The organism is Enterobacter sp. SCRI0065, assembly GCF_059766475.1.
This window is the reverse complement of the sequence record NZ_JCBAJB010000002.1, coordinates 486,662-505,235: the sequence shown is the minus strand read 5'-3', so window position 1 is coordinate 505,235 and position 18,574 is coordinate 486,662. Positions and strand designations below refer to the sequence as shown.

Annotated in this window: 10 protein-coding genes and 1 pseudogene; 8 read left to right on the top strand and 3 right to left on the bottom strand. The window is 56.6% G+C overall.

Translation table 11 applies throughout. The annotated features are described in order from the left end of the window. Complete coding sequence (gene dcd / locus AC6EMZ_RS08235; RefSeq protein ID WP_498401960.1) at positions 1-582, bottom strand: dCTP deaminase; 582 nt, start codon at positions 580-582, stop codon at positions 1-3. Between the two features lie 91 nt (positions 583-673). Continuing rightward, positions 674-1,315 carry a uridine kinase gene (gene udk / locus AC6EMZ_RS08230; protein WP_498401959.1) on the bottom strand — a complete coding sequence of 214 codons (642 nt, stop codon included), beginning with the start codon at positions 1,313-1,315 and terminating at the stop codon, positions 674-676. A 343-nt stretch (positions 1,316-1,658) separates the two neighbouring features. On the opposite strand from udk, the gene AC6EMZ_RS08225 reads away from it, so the two are divergent. Further along, entirely contained in the window at positions 1,659-4,988 is a 3,330-nt protein-coding gene (locus AC6EMZ_RS08225; protein WP_498401958.1) for a diguanylate cyclase, read from the top strand. Here the strand turns inward: AC6EMZ_RS08225 and alkA are convergent. Then, positions 4,956-5,839, bottom strand: a pseudogene (alkA, locus tag AC6EMZ_RS08220) (DNA-3-methyladenine glycosylase 2); the annotation flags it as partial. The gene AC6EMZ_RS08225 and the pseudogene alkA overlap by 33 nt on opposite strands. 133 nt (positions 5,840-5,972) lie before the next feature. Here alkA and yegD point away from each other — a divergent pair. The 7 genes from yegD to baeR all read left to right on the top strand — a co-directional run bounded on the left by yegD (position 5,973) and on the right by baeR (position 18,502). Then, positions 5,973-7,325 (top strand): molecular chaperone, encoded by a 1,353-nt coding sequence (yegD, locus tag AC6EMZ_RS08215; protein WP_498402301.1) that lies wholly within the window; start codon positions 5,973-5,975, stop codon positions 7,323-7,325. 203 nt (positions 7,326-7,528) lie between these two features. Next, positions 7,529-8,767, top strand: coding sequence for an MdtA/MuxA family multidrug efflux RND transporter periplasmic adaptor subunit (locus AC6EMZ_RS08210; RefSeq protein WP_498401957.1), 1,239 nt, complete (start codon positions 7,529-7,531; stop codon positions 8,765-8,767). Then, positions 8,767-11,889, top strand: a complete 3,123-nt coding sequence (locus AC6EMZ_RS08205; RefSeq protein ID WP_498401956.1) for an MdtB/MuxB family multidrug efflux RND transporter permease subunit — start codon at positions 8,767-8,769, stop codon at positions 11,887-11,889. The genes AC6EMZ_RS08210 and AC6EMZ_RS08205 overlap by 1 nt, the downstream gene beginning before the upstream one ends. Then, entirely contained in the window at positions 11,890-14,967 is a 3,078-nt protein-coding gene (mdtC, locus tag AC6EMZ_RS08200) for a multidrug efflux RND transporter permease subunit MdtC (protein ID WP_498401955.1), read from the top strand. It begins immediately after the preceding gene. Then, positions 14,968-16,383: an MFS transporter gene (locus tag AC6EMZ_RS08195; protein WP_498401954.1), complete on the top strand. Its 1,416-nt coding sequence runs from the start codon at positions 14,968-14,970 to the stop codon at positions 16,381-16,383. Next, a complete protein-coding gene (gene baeS / locus AC6EMZ_RS08190; RefSeq protein WP_498401953.1) occupies positions 16,380-17,783 on the top strand; it encodes an envelope stress sensor histidine kinase BaeS in 1,404 nt (467 codons plus the stop codon). The genes AC6EMZ_RS08195 and baeS overlap by 4 nt, the downstream gene beginning before the upstream one ends. Next, on the top strand, positions 17,780-18,502 hold the full coding sequence (gene baeR, locus AC6EMZ_RS08185) for an envelope stress response regulator BaeR (RefSeq protein WP_498401952.1): 723 nt from the start codon (positions 17,780-17,782) through the stop codon (positions 18,500-18,502). The genes baeS and baeR overlap by 4 nt, the downstream gene beginning before the upstream one ends. Positions 18,503-18,574: the final 72 nt, after the last annotated feature.

Sequence of the window (18,574 nt, the reverse complement as noted above, 5' to 3'; positions counted from 1 at the left end):
TCAGTCTTTATCAATACGACTGGCAACAGCACCCTGCTGGTCGCGATATTTTGCATCCTGGCGGCGGTTGTAAGGACGTGCCGCCGGACCGGTCAGCGGTTCGAAGCTCAACGCACCAATCATCATGCCAGGGCGTAATGCCAGCGGCAGTTTACCCGCATTGAAAAATTCCAGTACGATACGGCCAGACCAGCCCGGATCGATACGGTGCGCGGTAACGTGAACCATCAAACCAAGACGTGCCAGGGAAGAACGCCCATCAAGCCAGCCAACCAAATCGGCAGGCAGCGTAACGGACTCAAAGGTGACCGCCAGCGCCAGCTCACCTGGATGCAGATAAAAGGCTTCGCCATCTTCCAGGACGATTTCATCGCTCATCACCCGATCGAGTGATGCGCTGACTTCATCTTTTGGACCGCTTAAATCGATAAACGGTGCCGTGTGTCCGCTAAAAGTGCGGAATTTATTGCCCAGACGGACATCGACGGTTACGCCGTTAATTCGCTCTTCTGGCGGACGCGGGGTAATGGACAGACGGCCATTATCCAGCCAGGCCTCTATATCTCGGTCACAAAGACGCATGACGCTTTCTCCTTTCGTGCATCAAACCCTGAAGCCATAACGGCTTCAGAGTGAACCAGGTTATCCCTGAACGGTACACAATTCGCGCGATTTATTCAAAAAACTGACTGATTTTCGCTTTCAGAATATCAATCGCAATGCGGTTTTTACCGCCGCGCGGCACGATAATATCGGCGTATTGCTTAGACGGTTCGATAAATTGCAGGAACATCGGGCGTACCGTTTTCTGGTACTGAGCCATCACGGAGTCCATAGAACGACCGCGCTCATTGACGTCGCGCTTGATGCGACGCATCAGGCAGATATCCAGTGGAGTATCGACGAAAATAGAGAAGTTCATCGCTTCACGCAGACGTGCGTCGGTCAGCAACAAGATGCCTTCCAGAATGATGACTTTCTTCGGTTCAATGTGGATGGTTTCTTGCGTACGGGTGTGATCGACATAGCTATAGACCGGCAGATCGATAGCGGTGCCGTTTTTGATCATTTGCAAATGCTGGAACAGCAGGCTGTGGTCCATTGCATTGGGATGGTCATAGTTGGTTTTTACACGTTCTTCCATCGACAGATGCGATTGATCTTTGTAATAGCTGTCTTCGGGAATGACGCCGATATGCTCATCACCAACTTGATCACGCAGTTCGCGGTAAAGCGTACTGGCGATAAGACTTTTACCTGAAGCCGAAGCGCCGGCGATGCCTATGATGACGCACTGATGAGACTTATCAGTCATAAATTTAGCGACCTGATTAACCTGGATGTAAAGGAAGGACGACGCCTGAGCGTCAAACGCCGCAATTATAGGGATTTCGCGTGCGTGATACCAGTCGAAACCGCAGGTATTGCGAGAGTCATTCCAAAGTCGCCTTTTTATCCCTGGCTAAAATTTTAACGGTCAAATTTAAAGCGTTAATCATGAATTTTATGCAGACTAAGTATTTAATAACTCTATGATGTCAAATTATGAGCAGTCAGCATATGAATTGTAAATTGTTTGTACTAGCATAATCCAAATTCAAAGTTTAACGCGTCCGGACCTGGTTCCTGGCAGCATGGCGTCCCTGGATAAAGCGGTAATGAATAAACAATACCAGCGCGTTTTGGTTACTACCCCACATCCTTTACTACGGCTTGTCAGTCTGGGTCTGGTCACCTTTATCTTTACCATTTTCTCGCTCGAACTGACTCGATTCGGAACTTTGCTGGCACCGCTGTGGTTCCCGACGTCCATTATGATGGTCGCGTTTTACCGTCACGCGGGCAAAATGTGGCCCGGTATTGCCCTCGCCTGCTCCTTCGGTAACGTGTTTGCCTCGTGGATGCTGTTCTCCTGGGAGTCGATCAGCTTCTGGTATACCGCCATTAATGCGATTGAAGCCTGCGTGGGCGCATTGCTCCTGCGCAAACTTCTCCCCTGGTATAACCCGCTGAAAAACCTGAGCGACTGGATTCGTCTGGCGATCGGCAGCGCCATCATCCCACCGCTGATTGGCGGCACGCTGGCGCATTTCCTGGTGCCCAGTGCGGAGCCACTGCGTAATTTTCTCGTCTGGGTACTGTCGGAGTCCATCGGCGCGCTGGCGCTGGTGCCGTTAGGTTTGCTTTTCAAACCGCATTATTTGCTGCGTCACCGCAATCCCAAACTATTGCTGGAAACGCTCCTGACCATGGCGGTCACGCTGGTGCTGTGCTGGATAGCGATTACCTTCCTGCCCTGGCCTTTTACCTGCGTTATCGTGCTGCTGATGTGGAGCGCCGTTCGCCTGCCGCGCATGGAGGCATTTCTGGTCTTTCTGGTTACGGTGATGATGGTGTCGCTGATGATGGCGACCAACCCTACGCCGATGACCACTCAGAACACGGGCGTTATGCTCAACGCGCCGTGGCTACCGTTTTTAATGATGCTGCTGCCCGCCAACGTCATGACAATGGTGATGTACGCGTTTCGCGCCGAACGTAAGCACATCACCGAAAGCGAAGAACGTTTTCGCAATGCGATGGAGTATTCCGCTATTGGTATGGCGCTGGTCGGGGTTGAAGGCCAGTGGTTACAGGCCAATAAAGCGCTGTGTGAGTTCCTGGGCTATTCCCAGACTGAACTCCAGTCGCTGACCTTCCAGCAGCTAACGTGGCCTGAAGATTTAAACATCGATCTTGAGAATCTGGAGCAACTGGTTCGCGGCGATATCAACAGCTATTCGATGGAGAAACGCTACTACAACCGCAATGGCGAAGTACTTTGGGCGCTGCTGACGGTTTCCGTTGTGCGTCATACCGATGGCTCACCGCTCTATTTTATCGCGCAAATCGAAGACATTAACGATCTCAAACATACCGAGTGGGTGAATAAGCGGTTAATGGAGCGCATTACGCTGGCGAACGAAGCGGGCGGCATTGGCATCTGGGAGTGGGATTTACAGCCTGATGTGATCAGCTGGGACAAACGCATGTTTGAAATGTACGAGATCCCGGCGCATATCAAACCGACCTGGCAACTGTGGCACGATTGCATGGTTCCAGAGGATCGGGAACAGGCAGAGCAGATCCTTCGTGACTCGCTGATGGCCAGAATGCCGTTTAAGCTGGAGTTCCGCATTCGCGTTAAGGAAGGCGTGCGGCACATTCGTTCTCTGGCTAACCGCGTGCTCAACAAGCAGGGAGAGGTCGAACGTCTGCTCGGCATTAACATGGACATGACCGAGGTTAAAGAACTTAACGAGGCTCTGTTCCAGGAAAAAGAGCGTCTGCATATTACGCTCGACTCCATCGGTGAAGCGGTGCTCTGTACCGATATCGATATGAACGTCACGTTTATGAACCCGGTCGCGGAGACAATGAGCGGCTGGTCGCAGCAAGAAGCCATGGGCCAACCCGTGCTGAACGTGCTGCACATTACCTTTAATGAAAACGGCCCGCTGATGGAGAACATCCATAGCGGCGATATGTCGCGGACCGATATTGACCAGGACGTTGTTTTACACAGCCGTAGCGGTGGGACGTTTGATATTCACTACAGCATCACCCCACTAAGCACCCTGGACGGACAGAACATCGGTTCGGTTCTGGTGATTCAGGATGTGACCGAATCTCGCAAAATGCTGCGCCAGCTGAGCTATAGCGCCTCTCATGACGCCCTCACCCATCTGGCTAACCGGGTAAGTTTCGAAAACCACCTTAAACGTCTGCTGCAAACCGTACATGATACTCACCAGCGACACGCGCTGGTGTTTATCGATCTCGACAGGTTCAAAGCCGTGAACGACACCGCAGGACATGCGGCGGGCGATGCGCTGCTGCGCGAACTGTCCTCTTTGATGTTGAGTATGTTGCGATCAAGCGACGTGCTGGCGAGGCTGGGTGGCGATGAATTTGGTTTGCTGCTGCCAGACTGTAATGTCGAAAGTGCGCGCTACATTGCGGGTCGAATCATTCATGCCATCAACGAGTACCACTTTATGTGGGAAGGTCGCTTACACCGCATCGGTGCCAGCGCCGGTATTACGCTCGTCGACGACAGTAACTATCTGCCGGCGGAGATCATGTCTCAGGCCGATATCGCCTGTTACGTTTCTAAAAATAACGGCCGAGGGGTCGTCAGCGTTTATGAACCGCAGCAGGAAAGAATTCACAGCGCGCGCAGCATGATGTCGCTCGATGAGCAGTGGCACATGATCAAAGACAATCACCTGCTGATGATTGGCCGAAGCGTTGCGTCCCCACGCATCCCTGAAAGTAGCAACTTCTGGCTGGTCTCGCTGCGTTTGTGGACCAGTCAGGGCGAAGTGCTGGAAGAACACGCCTTCCGTTCTGGCTTAGCAGAACCTGAGCTATTGCATGCTCTGGATCGTCGAATCTTCCAGGAATTTTTCCGCACCTTTGCCGCGCAGGTGGCAAACAAAGGGATGGGCGTGGCGCTACCGCTCTCCTCTGAAGGATTATCGAGCGTGACGCTTGTCGAAGAACTGCTCGATATGCTGGAAAAGAGCCTGCTGCCGGGTCGCTTGCTTCATCTGGTTATCCCGGTTGAAACCCTGCAAAACCAGGATGCCACTATTCAGGACGGACTCCAGAAACTGCGTCATGCAGGCTGTCGCATCGTGCTAAGCCAGGTAGGACGGGATATGGAGGCCTTCAACTACCTGAGCGCGCACATGGCCGACTATCTGCTGCTGGACCCCGAACTGGTCAGCAACGTTCACGGCAACCTGACGGATGAAATGATGGTGACCATCGTTCAGGGACATGCCCAGCGGCTGGGCATGAAAACCATCGCCGGACCGAGCAATCAGCCCATGATGATGGACACGCTTTCCGGCATTGGTATCGATTTTATCTATGGCGATACCATTGCCGAACCGCAACCGCTGGAGCTTTTGCTTAACACCAGCTACTTCGCTATCAACTGAGAATCGCCGCTTTCAGGCTTCCAGCCGTCGGTGTACCAGATATGCAGCAATGCATAGGAGCGCCACGGCTTCCATCGCTCGGCATAACGACGAATTTGCGCTGGCGTCATGCCCGCAAAACGTTGTTTGATCAGATAATCATCCGGCAGAAAAACATCTTTCGCCTGCCATCCGCGCAGCGCCAGATAGTTTGCCGTCCAGCGTCCGATACCGGGCCGCTGCTGCAATGCCGTCATTTCAGCGTCGATATCCTCCGGGGGCTGTAGCGCAAACGTGCCATCAACAACTGACTGTGCCAGATGTATCAATGACTCCGCGCGTTTCAGCGGCATACCCAGCGCCTTCAATGCCAGCGGGTCGGTGGATGCTAACGCCAGCGGGGTCGGAAAGCAGGTGTACTGCGCATTATCGTGTAACGGCTCACCGCACAGCGCAACAACGCGCCCGGCAAGCTTAGCCGCCATCGACACGCTCACCAGTTGCCCAAGAATAGCGCGAACGCCCTGCTCATACGCATCCATTGCCCCCGGCAGGCGTAATCCCGGACGGGCCGCTCCCAGCTCGCCCAACGCTGCGGATATTCGCTGCGGGTCGCAGGCGAGATCGAATAAACGCGCAATCCGCGTCAGACAATCTTGCGCAACGGGAATTAACCCTTCGCTGAGCGTCACTCGCAACGTGCTGTCGTTGATATCGGGCGTCACGCGAAACAGCCCCTGATGCCCCTTGCAGACAAGGCTGCGTTCATAATATTCCCCGGTGACGGTTTCTACCCCCGCGACGGCACGTGCGCCAAGAAATTCAAACATCCAGCGCCAGTCATACGGCGGTTGCCAGTGGAGGGTGTACATGGTTGCTCCTTTTTTTGCCCTCATCAGCATAAACCGTCTTTCTGCGCGCTGCTTTGCTTTCATATTCCAGTTGTCGCCGACACAACATTTCGCTAAAGTCTCGCCCCTTCTCAACGGCATGGGGACTACGTCAGTGTTTATTGGTTTTGACTACGGTACGGCAAACTGCTCGGTCGCAGTAATGGATAACGATCAGCCTCGTCTGCTGAAAATGGAAAAAGAGAGCACACTATTGCCATCCATGCTTTGCGCCCCGACGCGTGAAGCCGTGAGCGAGTGGCTGTATCGCCATCATCAGGTACCTGCTACCGCTGGGGAAACCCAGGCACTGCTGCGTCGTGCGGTCAATTTTAACCGTGAAGAAGATATCGAGGTCACGCCTTCCAGCGTCCAGTTCGGCCTCTCTTCTTTAGGTCAATACATCGAAGATCCTGAAGAGGTTTACTTCGTTAAATCCCCAAAATCCTTCCTCGGTGCCAGCGGGCTTAAGCCGCAGCAGGTGGCGTTGTTTGAAGATTTGGTGTGCGCCATGATGCTGCATATCCGCAATCAGGCGCAGACGCAGGTTTCAGAGGCGATCACCCAGGCGGTAATAGGACGCCCGATTAACTTCCAGGGTCTGGGCGGTGATGATGCGAACCACCAGGCGCAAGGTATTCTTGAGCGTGCAGCACACCGCGCGGGTTTCCGCGATGTGGTGTTCCAGTATGAACCCGTTGCTGCTGGTCTGGATTTTGAAGCCACGCTGCGCGAAGAAAAACGCGTGCTGGTGGTGGATATCGGCGGGGGTACTACGGACTGCTCATTGCTGCTGATGGGTCCACAATGGCACCAGCGACGCGATCGCGAAAATAGCCTGCTGGGCCACAGCGGCTGTCGCGTCGGCGGTAACGATCTGGACATCGCGCTGGCTTTCAAGAGCCTGATGCCGCTGCTTGGCATGGGCGGTCAAACCGAGAAAGGCACCGCGCTGCCTATCCTGCCGTGGTGGAACGCCGTCGCCATCAACGACGTGCCAGCACAGAGCGACTTCTACAGCACCGCGAATGGCCGTTTCCTGAACGATCTGGTACGCGATGCTCAGGATGGCGACAAAGTCGCGCTGCTGCATAAGGTCTGGCGTCAACGCCTGAGCTATCGCGTGGTCCGTAGCGCAGAAGAGAGCAAAATTGCGCTTTCCGACGTCGTCGAGCACGCCGTGACGCTGCCGTTTATCAGCGACGAACTGACTACCGCCATTTCTCAGCACGGTCTTGAAACCGCATTAACCCAGCCACTACAGCGCATTCTGGAGCAGGTTCAACTGGCGCTGGAAAACGGCAAAGAGAAGCCGGACGTGATTTATCTGACCGGCGGTAGCGCCCGCTCGCCGCTGATCAAAAAGGCGCTGGCGGAACAGTTGCCAGGCATCCCGATTGCCGGTGGCGATGATTTTGGCTCCGTTACAGCAGGCCTGGCGCGCTGGGCGAAGGTGATGTTTAGCTAATGTGGTAGCGCCGGGTGGCGCTTCGCTTACCCGGTCTACATTTCCAGTATTTTGAGTGCAGTTCACAGCCGCCACCTCGCGAAACACACGCCTCTCTATCAGACAATTCCAGACAGTCTTCCTTATTTCCTCCATTTTTCTGCCGTGTAAGCTGACTAAACTAGTATCATCCCCCGAAGTGTTCAGGATGAGAACGTATAACGATGAAAGGTAGTCACAAATCCCGCTGGGCAATCGCCGCTGGTGTCATTGTGGTGGCTCTTGCCGCCGCCTGGTACTGGCACAGCCACGCTTCAACCACTGAGACCGCTACACAGCAGCAACGCCCTGGCGGCGGTGGACGCCAGGGTATGCGCAGTGGCCCGCTGGCTCCGGTGCAGGCCGCTACGGCGGTTAGCAAATCCGTGCCTCGCTATCTCTCCGGATTAGGCACCATAACCGCTGCAAACACCGTCACCGTGCGAAGCCGCGTCGATGGGCAGTTGCTGGCTATTCACTTCCAGGAAGGCCAACAGGTCAAAGCCGGCGATCTGCTGGCGGAGATCGACCCGAGTCAGTTCAAAGTGGCACTGGCTCAGGCACAGGGCCAACTGGCAAAAGATAACGCCACACTTGCCAACGCCCGGCGCGATTTAACTCGCTATCAGCAACTGGTGAAGACCAACCTGGTTTCGCGCCAGGAGCTGGATACTCAACAGTCACTGGTGAGTGAGGCGCAAGGCACGCTCAAGTCTGACGAAGCCGCCGTGGCCAGCGCACAGCTTCAGCTCGACTGGAGCCGCATCACCGCTCCGATTGACGGGCGCGTGGGCCTGAAGCAGGTTGATATTGGCAACCAAATTTCGAGTGGCGATACCACTGGCATCGTGGTCCTTACCCAAACGCACCCTATCGATCTCGTATTCACACTACCCGAAAGCGATATCGCCACCGTCGTGCAGGCGCAAAAAGCCGGGCAGACGCTGGCCGTAGAAGCCTGGGATCGCGCCAATAAATCGAAACTGAGCGATGGCACCCTGCTGAGTCTGGATAACCAGATTGATGCCACCACCGGCACCATCAAACTGAAAGCACGCTTTTCTAATCAGGACGATGCCCTGTTCCCGAATCAGTTCGTCAACGCCCGCATGCTGGTCGCCACGCAGGAAAACGCCGTCGTCATCCCTACGGCCGCACTGCAAATGGGCAACGAAGGCAACTTTGTCTGGGTGCTGAACAGCGATAATAAGGTCAGCAAACATCTGGTGAAACCGGGGATTCAGGACAGCCAAACGGTGGTTATCAGCGCGGGGCTTTCTGCGGGAGATCGTGTAGTGACCGACGGGATCGACCGTTTGACCGAAGGCGCAAAAGTCGAAGTAGTGGAAGCGCACAGCGAGACGACCGCAGCCGTTGAGAAACCGGCGAAACGCGAGCAGGCGAAACAGGGAGCGCATTACTGATGCAGGTGTTACCGCCGAGTTCAACGGGTGGGCCATCACGCCTGTTTATTATGCGCCCCGTTGCCACCACGCTGCTGATGGTCGCCATTCTGCTGGCGGGGATTATTGGCTACCGCTTTCTGCCCGTTTCCGCCCTGCCCGAAGTGGACTACCCGACGATACAGGTCATCACGCTCTATCCCGGCGCCAGCCCGGATGTGGTGACGTCCGCCATCACCGCCCCGCTGGAGCGCCAGTTCGGCCAGATGTCAGGCTTAAAGCAGATGTCCTCGCAAAGCTCCGGCGGCGCCTCGGTGGTTACGCTCCAGTTCCAGCTCACGCTGCCGCTGGACGTTGCCGAGCAGGAAGTGCAGGCTGCGATTAACGCCGCCACCAACCTGCTGCCATCCGATCTGCCGAATCCACCGGTATACAGCAAGGTGAACCCTGCGGATCCGCCGATCATGACGCTTGCCGTTACCTCAACCGCGATGCCAATGACGCAGGTTGAGGACATGGTCGAAACACGCGTGGCGCAGAAAATTTCTCAGGTGTCTGGTGTGGGTCTGGTCACGCTTTCCGGCGGCCAGCGCCCTGCCGTACGTGTAAAGCTCAACGCACAGGCGATTGCCGCGCTGGGGCTGACCAGCGAAACCATCCGTAGCGCCATCACCAACGCCAACGTGAACTCGGCGAAAGGTTCACTTGATGGCCCCACCCGCGCGGTGACGCTCTCTGCCAACGATCAAATGCAGTCCGCTGATGAATATCGCCAGCTGATTGTCGCCTATCAAAACGGTGCGCCCATTCGTCTGGGTGATATTGCCACGGTTGAGCAAGGGGCCGAAAATAGCTGGCTTGGCGCGTGGGCCAATAATGAACGAGCGATCGTGATGAACGTCCAGCGTCAGCCGGGCGCGAATATTATCGACACCGCCGACAGCATTCGAGCCATGCTCCCGCAGTTGATCGAAAGTCTGCCAAAATCGGTGAGCGTGAAGGTGCTTTCTGACCGCACCACCAACATTCGCGCCTCCGTCAGTGACACGCAGTTTGAACTGATGCTGGCGATAGCGCTGGTGGTGATGATTATTTACGTCTTTCTGCGCAACGTCCCGGCAACCATTATTCCCGCCGTCGCCGTACCGCTGTCGTTGGTCGGGACCTTCGCCGTTATGGTGTTCCTTGATTTCTCGATCAACAACCTGACGCTGATGGCGCTGACCATCGCCACCGGTTTTGTGGTGGATGACGCTATCGTCGTTATCGAAAACATCTCGCGCTATATCGAAAAAGGCGAAAAGCCTTTGGCTGCTGCGCTGAAAGGGGCAGGCGAAATCGGCTTTACCATTATCTCACTGACTTTCTCGCTGATTGCGGTGCTGATCCCCCTGCTGTTTATGGGTGATATTGTTGGCCGCCTGTTCCGCGAATTTGCGGTGACGCTGGCGGTCGCCATACTGATTTCCGCCGTCGTCTCCCTGACGCTGACGCCGATGATGTGCGCGCGCATGCTGAGCGTGGAATCCCTGCGCAAGCAAAACCGTTTTTCCCGTGCGTCTGAGCGCATGTTTGAACGCATTATCGCCGCCTATGGCCGCATGCTGGCAAAAGTGCTGAATCATCCGTGGGCAACCCTGAGCGTGGCGCTGGGAACCCTGGCACTCAGCGTGATGCTGTGGATTTTTATCCCAAAAGGATTCTTCCCGATTCAGGATAACGGCATCATTCAGGGCACGCTTCAGGCACCGCAGTCGGTGTCCTTTGCCAGCATGGCCCAACGCCAGCAAGCGGTGTCGGAAGCGATCATGAAAGATCCGGCGGTCGAAAGCCTGACCTCATTCGTTGGCGTGGATGGCACGAATCCGTCGCTCAACAGCGCGCGTCTGCAAATCAACCTAAAACCGCTGGACGATCGCGACGACCGCGTGAATACCGTGATTGCACGCCTACAAAATGCGGCGGCAAAGATTCCAGGCGTGGAGTTATACCTACAGCCCACGCAGGATTTGACGATTGATACCACGGTCAGCCGCACCCAGTATCAGTTCACGCTTCAGGCCACCAGCCTGGAGGCGCTCAGTACCTGGGTGCCTCAACTGGTAGACAAGCTCAGGGCACTGCCACAACTGTCGGATGTGAGCAGCGACTGGCAGGACAAAGGGTTAGCCGCCTACGTCAACGTCAACCGCGATACCGCGAGTCGTCTGGGCATTACCATGGCCGATGTCGATAACGCGCTGTATAACGCCTTCGGTCAGCGTCTGATCTCCACCATTTATACCCAGGCTAACCAGTATCGCGTGGTGCTTGAGCACGACACTGCACAAACGCTAGGCCTGGCCGCGTTAGATTCAGTGCGCCTGACCGGTAAAGACGGCGGCATCGTACCGTTAAGCGCTATCGCCACCGTCGAGCAGCGCTTTATGCCGCTGGCGGTGAATCATCTGGATCAGTTTCCATCGACCACCATCTCATTTAACGTCCCGGATAATTACTCGCTGGGCGAGGCGGTAGAAGCGATTCTGAATGCCGAAAAAACGCTTAATTTCCCTACCGAAATCCAGACTCAGTTCCAGGGCAGCACGCTGGCCTTCCAGGCCGCGCTGGGCAACACCATCTGGCTGATTGTCGCGGCCGTAGTGGCGATGTATATCGTGCTCGGCGTGCTCTATGAAAGCTTTATTCATCCGATCACTATCCTCTCTACCCTGCCGACCGCAGGCGTGGGTGCGCTGTTGGCGCTGTGGCTGGCGGGAAGCGAGCTGGACGTGATTGCGATTATCGGCATCATTTTGCTCATCGGGATCGTCAAGAAAAACGCCATCATGATGATCGACTTTGCTCTGGCCGCCGAGCGCGAACAGGGTATGCCGCCGCGCGAGGCCATCTATCAGGCCTGCCTGCTGCGTTTTCGCCCCATTCTGATGACCACTATGGCGGCCCTGCTGGGCGCGCTGCCGCTGATGCTCAGCACCGGCGTGGGTGCTGAACTGCGGCGTCCATTGGGGATCGGCATGGTCGGCGGTCTGCTGGTCAGCCAGGTGCTGACGCTGTTTACCACCCCGGTGATTTATCTGCTGTTCGACAGCCTGGCGCTGAAGATGAAAGCGCGTTTCCCAAAACGTGAAGAGGAGGCGTAAGTGAAGTTTTTCGCCCTCTTCATCTACCGCCCGGTGGCGACGATTTTGATTTCGCTCGCCATTACCCTGTGCGGCGTGCTCGGCTTCCGTCTGTTGCCGGTGGCCCCGCTGCCGCAGGTGGATTTCCCGGTGATTATGGTTAGCGCCTCCCTGCCGGGCGCGTCGCCAGAAACCATGGCGTCGTCGGTGGCTACGCCGCTGGAGCGTTCGCTGGGCCGTATTGCGGGGGTCAATGAAATGACCTCCAGCAGTTCGCTCGGCAGCACGCGTATTATTCTGGAATTCAATTTTAATCGTGACATTAACGGCGCGGCGCGCGACGTGCAGGCAGCGATCAACGCCGCACAAAGCCTGCTGCCGAGCGGGATGCCGAGCCGACCGACCTATCGTAAAGCCAACCCATCCGATGCACCGATCATGATTTTGACGCTGACCTCGGATACCTATTCTCAGGGCGAGCTGTACGATTTTGCCTCGACCCAGCTGGCGCAGACCATCGCGCAAATCGACGGCGTGGGCGACGTGGATGTGGGCGGTAGCTCCCTGCCCGCCGTGCGTGTGGGATTAAACCCGCAGGCGTTGTTTAATCAGGGCGTCTCGCTGGATGACGTGCGCAGCGCCATCAGCGATGCCAACGTGCGCAGACCGCAGGGAGCCATTGAAGACAGCAGCCGACGCTGGCAGATCCAGACCAACGACGAACTGAAAACCGCCGCCGAATATCAGCCGCTGATTATTCACTACAACAACGGCGCGGCGGTGCGTTTAAGCGATGTGGCAAACGTCACCGATTCTGTACAGGACGTGCGTAACGCCGGGATGACCAACGCCAAACCGGCCATCCTGCTGATGATCCGCAAACTGCCAGAAGCCAATATCATCCAGACGGTGAACAGCATTCGTGAACGTTTGCCGGAACTACAAGAGACCATTCCGGCAGCTATCGATCTGCAAATCGCCCAGGATCGCTCCCCGACTATCCGCGCCTCGCTGGAGGAGGTGGAACAAACGCTGGTGATTTCAGTCGGGCTGGTGATTCTGGTGGTGTTCCTGTTCCTGCGATCGGGTCGCGCCACGCTGATCCCCGCCGTGGCGGTGCCGGTTTCGCTGATTGGTACCTTCGCCGCGATGTATCTTTGCGATTTTAGCCTGAACAACCTGTCGTTGATGGCGCTGACTATCGCCACCGGCTTTGTGGTCGATGACGCGATCGTGGTGCTGGAAAATATCTCGCGCCATCTGGAAGCGGGCATGAAGCCACTTCAGGCGTCGTTACAAGGCACGCGCGAAGTCGGCTTTACGGTGCTGTCGATGAGCCTGTCGCTGGTGGCTGTTTTCCTGCCGCTGCTGCTGATGGGCGGATTACCCGGGCGCTTGTTGCGCGAGTTTGCCGTCACACTCTCGGTGGCTATCGGCATTTCGCTGGTGATCTCCCTGACGCTCACGCCGATGATGTGCGGCTGGATGCTCAAGCGCAGCAAACCGCATTCGCAGCCGCGCAAAAAAGGCTTTGGACGCCTGCTGATGGCGATGCAGGAAGGCTACGGCAAATCGTTGAAGTGGGTGCTGAACCATAACCGAATCGTCGGGCTGGTGCTGATCGGCACCATCGTGCTGAACGTCTGGATGTACATCACCATCCCGAAGACGTTCTTTCCGGAGCAGGATACCGGCGTGCTGATGGGCGGTATTCAGGCGGATCAGAGCATTTCGTTCCAGGCGATGCGCGTAAAATTACAAGATTTCATGAAGATCATCCGCGAAGATCCGGCAGTGGATAACGTCACCGGTTTTACCGGCGGCTCGCGCGTCAACAGCGGCATGATGTTTATCACCCTGAAAGCCCGCAGTGAACGTGATGAAACCGCGCAGCAGGTCATTGACCGCCTGCGTGGCAAGCTCGCCAAAGAGCCGGGGGCGAATCTGTTTTTGATGGCCGTTCAGGATATCCGCGTCGGCGGGCGTCAGTCGAACGCCAGCTATCAGTACACGTTGCTGTCGGACGACCTGACGGCGCTGCGCGAATGGGAGCCGAAAATCCGCAAAGCGCTGGCGGCCCTGCCGGAACTGGCAGACGTGAACTCTGACCAGCAGGATAACGGCGCGGAAATGAACCTGACCTACGATCGTGACACCATGTCGCGGCTGGGTATTAACGTCGAAGCGGCGAACAGCCTGCTGAACAACGCCTTCGGCCAGCGGCAAATTTCCACCATTTACCAGCCGATGAACCAGTATAAGGTGGTGATGGAGGTCGACCCGCGCTATACGCAGGACATCAGCGCCCTGGATAAAATGTACGTTATCAATGATGACGGCAAATCGATTCCACTTTCCTACTTCGCCAGTTGGCAACCCGCCAACGCGCCGCTGTCGGTGAACCATCAGGGGCTATCGGCAGCCTCTACGATTTCGTTTAACCTGCCGACGGGCAAGTCACTGTCGGAGGCCAGTGAGGCGATCACTCGCACCATGACTCAGCTCGGCGTACCGTCCACCGTGCGCGGCAGCTTTGCCGGTACCGCGCAGGTGTTCCAGGATACGATGAACTCGCAGGTGATGTTGATTCTGGCGGCCATTGCCACGGTCTATATCGTGCTCGGCATTCTGTACGAAAGTTACGTCCATCCGCTGACGATCCTCTCGACGCTACCGTCGGCAGGCGTCGGCGCACTGCTGGCGCTAGAGCTCTTTGATGCGCCGTTTAGCCTGATCGCGCTTATCGGGATTATGCTGCTTATCGGCATCGTGAAGAAAAACGCGATCATGATGGTCGATTTCGCCCTCGACGCGCAGCGCAACGGAAATATGACGCCACAGGAAGCCATCTTCCAGGCCTGCCTGCTGCGTTTTCGCCCGATCATGATGACCACGCTGGCGGCGCTGTTTGGCGCACTGCCGCTGGTGATTTCTGGCGGCGATGGTTCTGAACTGCGCCAGCCGCTGGGCATTACCATTGTCGGCGGGCTGGCGATGAGCCAGCTGTTAACGCTGTACACCACGCCAGTGGTCTATCTGTTCTTTGACCGTTTGCGGGTGCGTTTTTCGCGAAAAAACAGAACGACGGTGACAGACTAAATGACCGATCTTCCCAATAACGTGCGCTGGCAATTGTGGATTGTCGCCTTCGGCTTCTTTATGCAGTCGCTGGACACCACTATTGTGAACACCGCCCTCCCCTCCATGGCAAAAAGCCTGGGCGAAAGCCCGCTGCATATGCACATGGTGATAGTCTCCTACGTGCTGACGGTCGCCGTGATGCTGCCCGCCAGCGGCTGGATGGCAGACAAAATTGGCGTGCGGAATATCTTCTTCACCGCCATTGTGCTGTTCACGGCGGGATCGCTGTTTTGCGCGCAGGCCAATACGCTGAATGAGTTGGTGATGGCGCGCGTGTTGCAGGGCGTTGGTGGCGCGATGATGGTGCCAGTCGGGCGGCTAACGGTGATGAAAATCGTCCCGCGCGAGCAGTATATGGCGGCGATGACCTTCGTCACGTTGCCCGGACAGGTGGGGCCGCTGCTTGGCCCGGCGCTGGGCGGTGTTTTAGTGGAGTACGCCTCCTGGCACTGGATATTCTTGATAAACCTGCCGGTGGGCATCGTCGGCGCGATTGCCACGCTATGGCTGATGCCGAACTACAAAATGCAGACCCGACGCTTTGATCTCTTCGGTTTTGTGCTGTTGGCGGCCGGGATGGCCACGCTGACGCTGGCACTCGACGGGCAAAAAGGGTTGGGGATTTCCACGCTGACGCTGAGCCTGCTGGTCATTATCGGCGTGGTCTCGATCCTCTGGTATTTATGGCACGCCCGCGACAATGACCGCGCGCTGTTCAGCCTGTCGCTATTTCAGAACGCGACCTTCAGGCTCGGTCTGTTTGGCAGCTTTGCCGGACGCCTCGGCAGCGGCATGTTGCCATTTATGACCCCCGTATTCCTGCAAATTGGCCTCGGGTTTTCGCCCTTCCACGCTGGTCTGATGATGATCCCGATGGTGCTCGGCAGCATGGGCATGAAGCGCATCGTGGTTCAGGTGGTCAACCATTTTGGCTATCGCCGGGTGCTGGTGACGACAACGCTGGGACTGGCACTCATCAGCCTGCTGTTTATGGCCGTGGCGCTGATGGGCTGGTACTACGCGCTGCCGGTGGTGCTGTTCTTCCAGGGCGTGATTAACGCAACGCGCTTCTCCTCGATGAACACCCTGACCCTAAAAGATTTGCCCGATGAATTCGCGAGCAGCGGCAACAGCCTTCTTTCGATGATTATGCAGCTTTCCATGAGCGTTGGCGTCACCGTAGCAGGCCTGCTGCTGGGGATGTACGGCCAGCATCATCTGAGCGCCGACACTGCCGTTGCCCATCAGATGTTCCTGTATACCTACCTCAGCATGGCGGTGATTATCGCCCTGCCCGCCATTATTTTCGCCCGGGTCCCGGATGATACCAGCAAGAACGTCGTCATCAGCCGACGCAAAAGGAGTGAACGATGAAATTCTGGCGTCCCGGCATTACCGGCAAGCTTTTTTTGGCGATTTTCGCCACCTGCATCGTCCTGCTGATCACCATGCACTGGGGGGTGCGGCTTAGCTTTGAGCGCGGTTTTATCGACTACATTAAGCGCGGCAACGAACAGCGTTTGCAACTGCTCAGCGACGCGCTAAGCGAACAGTACTCCCTCCACGGCAACTGGCGCTTTTTACGCAATAACGACCGCTTTGTGTTCCAGATCCTGCGCTCGCTGGAGCATGACAATGACGATGATCGCCCCGGCCCCGGCATGCCGCCGCACGGCTGGCGCACCCAGTTTTGGGTTGTCGATCAGGATAAGCACGTGCTGGTTGGCCCGCGCGCGCCGATTCCTCACGACGGCATGCGACGCACCATTACCGCGAACGGCGCGGCGGTCGGCTGGGTCATAGCCTCTCCCGTGGAGCGCCTGACGCGCAATACCGACATTAACTTTGACCGTCAGCAGCGGCGTACCAGCTGGCTGATTGTCGCGCTCTCGACATTACTCGCCGCGCTCGCCACCTTTCCGCTGGCGCGCGGCCTGCTGGCTCCGGTCAAGCGGCTGGTGGAAGGGACGCACAAGCTGGCGGCGGGCGATTTCTCCACCCGGGTAGACACCCGCAGCCAGGATGAGCTCGGCAAGCTGGCGCAGGACTTTAACCAGCTAGCCAGCACGCTGGAAAAAAATCAGCAAATGCGCCGCGACTTTATGGCCGATATTTCACATGAACTGCGCACGCCTCTGGCGGTATTACGCGGTGAGCTGGAGGCGATTCAGGATGGCGTGCGGCAGTTTACGCCTGAGTCGGTTGCCTCGTTGCAGGCGGAAGTCGGTACGCTCACCAAACTGGTGAACGACCTGCACCAGCTGTCGATGTCCGACGAGGGCGCGCTGGCCTACCAAAAATCGCCAGTGGACGTTATTAACATTCTGGAAGTGATTAGCGGCGCGTTTCGCGAACGCTTCGCCAGCCGCAATCTGACAATCGAACTGTCGTTGCCGGACAGCGCCGTGGTCTTTGGCGATCCGGACCGACTCATGCAGCTGTTCAATAATTTGCTGGAAAACAGCCTGCGCTATACCGACGGTGGCGGCGCGCTGCGTATTTCCGGCAGGCTGGAAGATGGCCGTTTTGCCCTGACGTTTGCCGACACCGCGCCGGGTGTGCAGGACGCGCAACTGGAAAAACTGTTCGAGCGATTTTACCGTACCGAAGGCTCACGCAACCGCGCCAGCGGGGGATCGGGTTTAGGGCTGGCGATTTGCCTGAACATTGTTGAAGCGCACGGCGGCACCATCCGCGCCGCCCATTCGCCTTTTGGCGGGGTTAGCATTACAGTAGAGCTACCGCTGGAACGCGATTTATCGAGAGAAGTATGACTGAGTTACCCATTGACGAAAACACGCCACGTATTTTGATCGTGGAGGACGAGCCTAAGCTTGGGCAGTTATTAATCGACTATCTGCGAGCGGCGAGCTATGCGCCGTCGCTTATCAGCCACGGCGACCTGGTTTTACCTTACGTGCGCCAGACGCCGCCCCATCTTATCCTGATGGATCTGATGCTGCCGGGTACCGACGGCCTGACCCTGTGCCGAGAGATCCGCCGCTTCTCCGAAGTGCCGATTGTCATGGTCACCGCCAAAATCGAAGAGATCGATCGTCTGCTGGGACTGGAAATTGGCGCAGATGATTACATCTGCAAACCTTACAGCCCGCGCGAGGTGGTGGCCCGCGTGAAGACGATTTTGCGCCGCTGCAAGCCGCAGCGTGAACTCCAGATGCTCGACGCCGAAAGCCCGCTGATTGTTGACGAAAGCCGCTTCCAGGCGAGCTGGCGCAGCAAAATATTGGATCTCACCCCTGCGGAGTTTCGTCTGTTAAAAACGCTGTCACAAGAGCCCGGAAAAGTGTTCTCCCGCGAACATCTGCTGAACCATCTTTATGACGATTATCGCGTAGTCACCGACCGCACCATCGACAGCCACATCAAAAACCTGCGCCGCAAGCTGGAAGCGCTCGATGCCAATCAGTCTTTTATTCGCGCTGTGTATGGCGTGGGGTATCGATGGGAAGCCGATGCGTGCAGGATTGTGTGACCGTTTGTCGGGCCTACAAAACAACACATCCCCGTAGGCCGGGTTAGGCAAAGCCGCCACCCGGCGCAATCA